Raw genomic sequence first — 7,216 nt, 5'->3', positions numbered from 1 at the left:
AGCAGAAAGGCACCGCCAACCTCACCCCGAAAGAGCTGCTGGACAGCGCCAAAGCGAAAGCCGAGACCATTAAACAGTCAGTGCTGATCAACCAATACAAGAAAGCCATCATTGACGGCAAGGCACCCAACAGCAACGCCCTGGCGGCCTATCACCAGCTGCCAGAGGAAGCGCAGAAAGCTATCGACCAGAGTATCGAGCTAAAGACCGGGCAGCTGCAGGCTAAAGAGACCCTTAAGGACATTAAAGAGAACCCCAAAGGGCAGACACTGAAAAACCAGATCCTCATAAAGCTGGAAAAAAGTGGAAATACCGACGACCTGACCCCGGTTCAGCTGTTGAAAAAGGTAGAGGAGCAATACCAGGTAGAGCAGCTGAAGAAAGAGACTGCTGCCAAGCTATCGGGTTACAAAAAGAAAGTGCTGGCCGGTAAGTTACCCACCCCGGGGCAACAGGCGGCATTCAATACCCTGGATGACGAAGCAAAGGAAAAGTTTCTGGCAAAGCTGGATAAGGCAAAGCAGGGAGCCGCCCAGTCAGAGGCGGACGTTTCCATCACACCTGATTCTCCTGTACCCGTACCTGACCAGACGGCAGACCAGAATTTAGCACAGAAACCTGAAGTAACGATACATACGCCAAAAAACGGAGCACCCCAGTGGAGTGACCTCACCAAAATCGGCAACCAGAAAGGCTCCAACCCCGGTGGCTTTTATCAGGACACCACCACCGGCAAAAAGTACTACATCAAGGAACCCGCCAGTGAAGACATTGCCAGGAACGAAGTGCTGGCAGCGAAGCTATATGAGGCGGCAGGGGTAGACGTACCCAACGTTTACCTGTTGCAGGACGGCAAACAGATCCGCATTGCTTCAGAGATTATTGATGGCCTGCAGCAGGACGCCGGGCAGCTAACCAGCGGCAAGCTCCAGGGCATAGGGGATAACTTTATGGTGGATGCCTGGCTGGCCAACTGGGACGTGGTGGGTCTTTCTTACGACAACCTACTGATAAAAGGCAGTAAGGCCATCCATATCGATACTGGTGGTGCCTTGAGATACCGAGCGCAAGGTGGATTAAAGGGAGATGCATTCGGAAAAAAAGTGCTGGAGATCGAGAGCCTGCGAGACAGCGCCATGAACCCCCAATCAGCGGCGGTGTTTGCCAGCGTTACCCGGGAAGACATGATCGCCGGTGCCCGAAAAGTACTGGCACTGGATAAGCAGCAGATCAACGAGCTGGTAGAGCGCATCGGCCCTACCACAAAACGGGAGCGCACCAAGCTCATTAATATCTTGGTGGCCAGACAACAGGACATAGCAAAGCAGTATCCAGAAGCACTGCAGAAAGCAACACCAGAACCAGCCGTTAGCGGCAGCGCCATCAACCGGCTGGAATACGAGCAGGTGGTCAACAGTCGCTCCAACGGTTACACCATCCCCACCGACAAGGGCGACATCGAAGACCACAACGTGCTGCTCTACCACAAGAAAAACCTCCAGGGTAAAGACGTGACCGGTGCTTATTTCAAGATAATGCCGACTGCTATGAAACGGCTGGAGGACACCATAGAAACCATTGAGGCTGAGGACAAATACAACCATATCCATGCCAGGCTGATCAGTGCCATCAAAAGCATCGCACACCGGGCAGACAAGCAAAGCACTATTGATGCTGATATCAAAACAAAAATATTAGTGGCAATAAAAGAGTATGACGACGTGCTGGAGCGCATGAACCAGGAAGTGAAACAGGGTAGACGTACGGCGTCGCAGGTTGAAGACTTTGAACTGAAAACCACAAAATTTGTGGAGGAGCTGCGCCGCACTTTCCGAGAAACGGAAGTACACAGCGTACCCACCTGGGACAAATCCCTGGGCTTTTATGAACCCTTTGATATAGCCCTGCCCCAGAACATAAAAAAGAAAACCGGTGGCCTGAGTTGGAAGAAGAAAAAGACCAGCTACCGACTGGGCTCTTTTGAGCGAGGCTACCAGAGAGAAGGCAGCAAGATCCATGAGCTGGATTCCTATCATTACGAAACCACCATAGACGGTGCCGTCATCCGCTATTGGCCGAACAAGAGAGAAACCTATTACTCACTGCAAGGGAGAGTGGAGATTGAAATACCAGGCAACCAGCAGGCCGACACCGAAAAGGTCTTTCAGCTGATCAATAAACTCGGTGTGGATAGCCAGCGGGCGAACCCGTTAGATATTGAGGAGCTTTATCTGGATAAGCTGGCCTACATACATAAACAGAACGAAGTCATCGCCAACACCACCCGCACCATCAGTGACCAGCAGGAACGGATCGACAAAAAGATTCAGCTACTGAATAAAAAGCTGAAAACCGACCTGAAAAGTTTGCCGCAATACAACCCACGTGGTGACTATCAGGCATTCAGCCAGGGACGCCGTATCTTTTACCGGCCAGAGTTGCTGAATGACCCGGATTTCAAAACTTTTGAGAAAGAGCATCGCCTGTATCACCGCAACACCTCCAACATGACAACCGCCGAAGTGGTGAAAGCGGTGCTGAGTTCTGGCGGTCAGATGGCATCCACCACCGATAAAATCCGTCGAGGCCTGCGCCCGGGCGGCATGTCACCCGATGCTGATTTACGTTCGGGTGGCGCTAACTATTTCTTCACCCGCATCCACCAGAAGAAAACTGCATACATGTCGGAAGGATTCGTCTGGAAAGTACGACAGGCCACCAGAATGGATGCCATCACTTACAACAGCGATAAGTACGGCAGAACGACCGGTGACCATGTCCAGCAATACCGCAAGACAACACTGAAGCAGCTAACCAGCACCGCCCAAAAGAGCAGCAACGAAACGATTTTTAAGGACAGCCTATCCCTGTTTGATGACCTTGACCGGATTGTGGTTTATTCAAGTACAGAGCAAGCCGCTATCATTAAAGCGATACAGGATGCCGGTTATGACCAGTGGCCAGACGGACGACCGCTGGAAGAAATAGTAAAACTGCGAGGAGCGCCATAATGACACCAGGACAAGCCAAACAACCCGACACTTATTTAGAGATCGATCACCCACTGGGTGGCAAACGATACCCGGCCCACATTTTCGACATGAATCAGGGCATTGCATGGATTGAGTACGGCTGGGCAGGCGATGACCCATTGAGCGCCCCGAGCAACCCCGTCCACATGGTACAGGGCAAGGTGGAGGCAACCAGGGACGACCAGTGGCAGATCCAGAGCGAAGACGGGCTGGTGACCATACGTACCCTGCGCCTGGCAGGTGGCGGCAGCCTGAACGACGAAGACACCATCATGAAGTTGATAGACTTTCCCGAGGGCGACAGAGAGCAAGCCCGTGGCCATATAGAAGCATGGCTGAGAATAAAACTACCCCCTCAGAAATAAGCCCCCAGAGCGCCGCCCAGTGCGGCTCCCCGCCCTTTGCAAAACGTCATGCTTTTTCCCTTGCTGGATGACCGTCGCCGTCTATGGTGTGTGTAAAGACCAAACAATAAAAACAGAAGAAGGAGCGCCGTTATGTGGATATTCACCAGCAAGGGCATGGTCAGCATTGTGAGACACAGAAACGAACCGCAGCTGATGATGGTAAGAGCCAGACAGCCCGACGTTTTAAAAACACTATTTCCAGAGGAAAAATTGCTTCACCCCTGACGCTGATTATCGCTACCGTATGGAAGTACCACAGAGCGACGTTATCAACGCTTTGGAAGACCAGCTGGAAACCATGCAGTACGACAACTTTAAAAACAGTATTGAAGACCACGACTATCACACCGCCTGTTCAAAAGTGTGGAGCGTTATGTACCGCTACCAGCAGGACATGACCGCACTTCAGGAGCAACCACGGATGACACAGGTGGCCACGAAGTACGACCCATTGACCCAGTATTTAGACAGCCCGGCAGAACGGGCTCGTCAACGCCGAATCGCAAGCTCGCCCTTTCCCGATGATTTCGGAGGCTGCAGCGATAACTACCGTAAATAAATGACAGCCAGAACAGCCTGAGCCAATAAAAGGAGAGTTATCATGGCTAAAAAAACAACGCATGAGAAAGTCGCCAGCGCCTTTAAAACCCTGCTCGCCCGAGCAGAACAGGTGCGGGTAAACAACGTGGAAGTCACCAGCGCCACCGCCAACTGCCTCGGCAAGTGGAGCATCACCATGAAGCTCAAAGGCGGTAAAGAGTTGGAGCTGACCGAAAAGGGACTGGAGGCCATCAGCTATGACAAAGGTGACTTTATTGTCCCTGGCGACGATGGCAAGACAGAAAACCGGATTGTTTTCTACAGCATGAAAAAAGAGATCCCCCGGCATATTTAATCGCCGCCACCAGACAGCCCTGCCAGTCAGGGCTTTATGTCCAGGGATGGACGGTATGCTGGCAATGCAAGGAGCAATTGCCAGTTTTTTTTTGAGCAGGAGTGGAGCATGAACCTGATTGAACTAATTGCCGCAGGCGCAAACGACGAACTGGAAGACAGCGAACATCAGTCAGAGCTATTAACCGAAATTTACCAAAACGCCAGCGAGCAGGAGCAGCAGAAAATAGACGAGGTTCTGGTCTGTATTTGTGGGTGGCAATTCAGCAGCCTAAAAGACATGGAAGACAGCTGATGTCTTTCCGACGGGTGGTACTGGCTGTGTGCGGGTGATAGTCCATGCTGGTGTCAGAAGGATAAAAAAGGAAAAAGACGATGGAAAACATAACACCAGCAAATAAAAGAATAACCGAGAGAGACAAGCTGGAAGCCCTGATGCTTTTCTTGGAAGACAGACAGAATTGGGACTGGGGCACAGAGCACATGGATAGAGAGTCTGCACAGGCAACCCTGATTAAAGTCAGAAAACAGCTTGAAAAAGCAGTCAGGGTATTAGAGCAAGACCCTGAAACTCTATACAGCGACTACCAATAATAAGGAGTACCACCATGAAAGACTTTCACGCATGGCTGAGCGATTTAACCAGCGACCTGAGAAGCGACATCGAACCACCCAGGCCAGAACCAAAGGCTGCCCCCAAAGTCGACCCCAACAGCATCCATGACGCCCTGATCAGCGCCATTAAGAGCGTGGCATGGAGAGCGCAGAACCAGATACCCATGGAAGACCGGATCGAAAAGAAGGTCAGCCGCCTCATGGCACTTTATAAGCAGATTTACCTGATGATTGAACAGGACGTAAACCAGGGCAGTCGACACCAGAATGAGCTGAGAGAATTGGAGACCCGCACCGGTTCATGGGTAACAGAACTCAACATGGCCATCCTGAGGCATAAGCCCGGAGAGATACCCAAGTGGCATCGGAACGACCAGTATGTACCCTTTCATATCAAGCACTAACAACATCACCCAAGGCAGCAGAAATGCTGCCTAATTGGGTGGATGAATAACCCGACAGGAGGTCATTGATGAACAACAGACGCCGTCCATACTGTGTGGTAAGAGACACGAAAATAAAAAAAAGGACACACATTATGAACACAACAACAGCCCAAAAAACCATTAGCGACATTGCCCACGAAACACTGGATTTCAGCATTCTGGAAGGCAAAACCAGCGGACTGAGCCAGCAGGCCATGCAGAGCATCGCCAAGGCCCTGATGGAAGCCTACAGCGCAGGCTACCAAGCACACCAGCAGCGTAAATAGATTTGCAGGAGCAGTTACATGGACAGACACTGCGTGAATAGTTCAGCCGCCGACCAACATGAACAGCGAGCCGGTCAGCAAGACGACATAGAGCTGGCCATCGAGCGATTAGAGATCCAGTGGTTTGATGACTTCGAGCACCACCTCCAGCAGAGCAACAACCCGATTCTGATAGCGTTTTTAGACCGCTTTCGTGACCAGATCGGAGCGTTACTTGCAAGAATGGCTAGAGAGAAAGTCACCGGGAAAGACGAGACTTAAACATGGTTCTATAGATTTCACCGCCCACAGCACCGACACGGTAAATGGCTTGTCCGTCCTCCTCTTTTTTGGCTAAGACTTTTTGCTCCACCAATTCATCCAGATAGGGCTGCAACGGAACTTCGGTATCCAAACGCTCCACAAGATCGACAAGCGTCGAAACGCCTTCATTGACTGCCAGCAGTAACGACATGCCAACCAAGGTAAGACAGTCACCGTATCGATTAGCTGCTTTTATGCAAAGATTTGTTACTGGTTCACGCACAGGAACGTCTTTCACTTCGATATCGCAAAAGCTGACATCAACGAAATCGCCATCTTTAGTCGCACGCATACAACCATCGTAGTCCTCTATCAGGCGATCACGGATCCGATAGAGGCCGTCTTGCTCATAAAAACTATTGGAGCTGTTCAGGATTGATCGTACATCAGAGGGTTTCATTTGCAGCAGTTTGGCTAAATATTTTGGTGTAAAAGTACCACGTAAATAAATAGCGAAGGCATGAACCAAGTAATACTCAAGCCTCATTTTTTTATTCTTTTTTCTTGCCTTAAGCATAGATTCAAAAGATAGAAAGTACTCCATGCATTGTCCTTTTATATAGTTATCAACAATACAACTCATACAACTACCACGACAAATATTTATAGGACAATGCAATTTACAAGATATATATGTGACTGAAATCAAAAAAAAAAAATAAAACTCTGTATTCATGCTTGTTTTTTCCAGTCTAAAAACATGTCAACCATTGCGAGACTAAGTGAACAGAGCGATTAATCAGCCTGCGGTAATTTTCTGTATGTTGAGAAGGGAAACCACCCACCAGAATTAAGCCCATGTCCATCAACATCCATCCACAGGACAAGGGATTTCATGAAAGGGATTCATATTTTTAAGCCAGGGAAGCAGACCAGCAGCCAGGGCATCACGCTGGATTTCAGTGACGACACCCTGAAAGCGACAGTGGATGCATACAGCCCTGACCTGCACGAAGCCCCTATCGTGATCGGCCACCCGAAAGACAACGGCCCGGCCTGGGGCTGGGTAAACGGGCTGGAATTCAGCGACGACGGTCTGGTGGCGAACCCGCAGCAGGTCGATCCCCAGTTTGAAGCAATGGTGCAGGCAGGCCGGTTTAAAAAAGTCAGCGCCAGCTTTTACGCCCCCGACAGCGCCAGCAACCCCGTCCCCGGTGTTTACTACCTGCGCCATGTCGGTTTTTTAGGAGCGCAGCCCCCCGCCGTTAAGGGCTTAAAGGACGTGGAATTTTCCGAAGACGATGACGTGATCG

At 50.4% G+C, this 7,216-nt stretch carries 11 protein-coding genes; 10 read left to right on the top strand and 1 reads right to left on the bottom strand.

The genetic code is table 11. The annotated features are described in order from the left end of the window. The 9 genes from AK963_RS33485 to AK963_RS23315 form a co-directional block, all read left to right on the top strand. A partial coding sequence (locus AK963_RS33485; RefSeq protein ID WP_202969841.1) for a hypothetical protein occupies nt 1–3,011 on the top strand: 3,011 nt, incomplete at its 5' end. Then, entirely contained in the window at nt 3,011–3,397 is a 387-nt protein-coding gene (locus AK963_RS23345; RefSeq protein WP_066017808.1) for a hypothetical protein, read from the top strand. The genes AK963_RS33485 and AK963_RS23345, both read left to right, overlap by 1 nt. Before the next feature lie 286 nt (nt 3,398–3,683). Further along, nucleotides 3,684–3,998 carry a hypothetical protein gene (locus tag AK963_RS23340; RefSeq protein ID WP_066017807.1) on the top strand — a complete coding sequence of 105 codons (315 nt, stop codon included), beginning with the start codon at nt 3,684–3,686 and terminating at the stop codon, nt 3,996–3,998. 42 nt (nt 3,999–4,040) lie between these two features. Next, nucleotides 4,041–4,334: a hypothetical protein gene (locus AK963_RS23335; RefSeq protein WP_066017806.1), complete on the top strand. Its 294-nt coding sequence runs from the start codon at nt 4,041–4,043 to the stop codon at nt 4,332–4,334. Between the two features lie 108 nt (nt 4,335–4,442). Then, a complete protein-coding gene (locus AK963_RS23330) occupies nt 4,443–4,628 on the top strand; it encodes a hypothetical protein (protein ID WP_066017805.1) in 186 nt (61 codons plus the stop codon). 80 nt (nt 4,629–4,708) lie between these two features. Then, nucleotides 4,709–4,927 (top strand): hypothetical protein, encoded by a 219-nt coding sequence (locus AK963_RS23325; protein WP_066017804.1) that lies wholly within the window; start codon nt 4,709–4,711, stop codon nt 4,925–4,927. A 14-nt stretch (nt 4,928–4,941) separates the two neighbouring features. Then, nucleotides 4,942–5,352: a hypothetical protein gene (locus AK963_RS23320; RefSeq protein WP_066017803.1), complete on the top strand. Its 411-nt coding sequence runs from the start codon at nt 4,942–4,944 to the stop codon at nt 5,350–5,352. Nucleotides 5,353–5,486: 134 nt separating this feature from the next. Further along, entirely contained in the window at nt 5,487–5,660 is a 174-nt protein-coding gene (locus AK963_RS33480; protein ID WP_175404613.1) for a hypothetical protein, read from the top strand. A gap of 18 nt (nt 5,661–5,678) precedes the next feature. Beyond that, complete coding sequence (locus tag AK963_RS23315; RefSeq protein ID WP_066017802.1) at nt 5,679–5,921, top strand: hypothetical protein; 243 nt, start codon at nt 5,679–5,681, stop codon at nt 5,919–5,921. Here AK963_RS23315 and AK963_RS23310 read toward each other — a convergent pair. Next, complete coding sequence (locus tag AK963_RS23310; protein ID WP_066017801.1) at nt 5,899–6,507, bottom strand: hypothetical protein; 609 nt, start codon at nt 6,505–6,507, stop codon at nt 5,899–5,901. The two genes, AK963_RS23315 and AK963_RS23310, sit on opposite strands and share 23 nt — an antisense overlap. 291 nt (nt 6,508–6,798) lie before the next feature. Here AK963_RS23310 and AK963_RS23305 point away from each other — a divergent pair. Beyond that, on the top strand, nt 6,799–7,216 hold a 418-nt coding region (locus AK963_RS23305), incomplete at its 3' end, for a hypothetical protein (protein WP_202969840.1).

The organism is Endozoicomonas atrinae, assembly GCF_001647025.1.
Lineage (GTDB): Bacteria > Pseudomonadota > Gammaproteobacteria > Pseudomonadales > Endozoicomonadaceae > Endozoicomonas > Endozoicomonas atrinae.
This window is presented reverse-complemented; position numbering and strand designations above follow the sequence as displayed.

Bases quoted from the DNA above. Each gene is read 5' to 3' on its own strand.
- AK963_RS23345 (WP_066017808.1), top strand. From the start codon at position 3,011: ATGACACCAGGACAAGCCAAACAACCCGACACTTATTTAGAGATCGAT.
- AK963_RS23340 (WP_066017807.1), top strand. From the start codon at position 3,684: ATGGAAGTACCACAGAGCGACGTTATCAACGCTTTGGAAGACCAGCTG.
- AK963_RS23335 (WP_066017806.1), top strand. From the start codon at position 4,041: ATGGCTAAAAAAACAACGCATGAGAAAGTCGCCAGCGCCTTTAAAACC.
- AK963_RS23330 (WP_066017805.1), top strand. From the start codon at position 4,443: ATGAACCTGATTGAACTAATTGCCGCAGGCGCAAACGACGAACTGGAA.
- AK963_RS23325 (WP_066017804.1), top strand. From the start codon at position 4,709: ATGGAAAACATAACACCAGCAAATAAAAGAATAACCGAGAGAGACAAG.
- AK963_RS23320 (WP_066017803.1), top strand. From the start codon at position 4,942: ATGAAAGACTTTCACGCATGGCTGAGCGATTTAACCAGCGACCTGAGA.
- AK963_RS33480 (WP_175404613.1), top strand. From the start codon at position 5,487: ATGAACACAACAACAGCCCAAAAAACCATTAGCGACATTGCCCACGAA.
- AK963_RS23315 (WP_066017802.1), top strand. From the start codon at position 5,679: ATGGACAGACACTGCGTGAATAGTTCAGCCGCCGACCAACATGAACAG.
- AK963_RS23310 (WP_066017801.1), bottom strand. From the start codon at position 6,507: ATGGAGTACTTTCTATCTTTTGAATCTATGCTTAAGGCAAGAAAAAAG.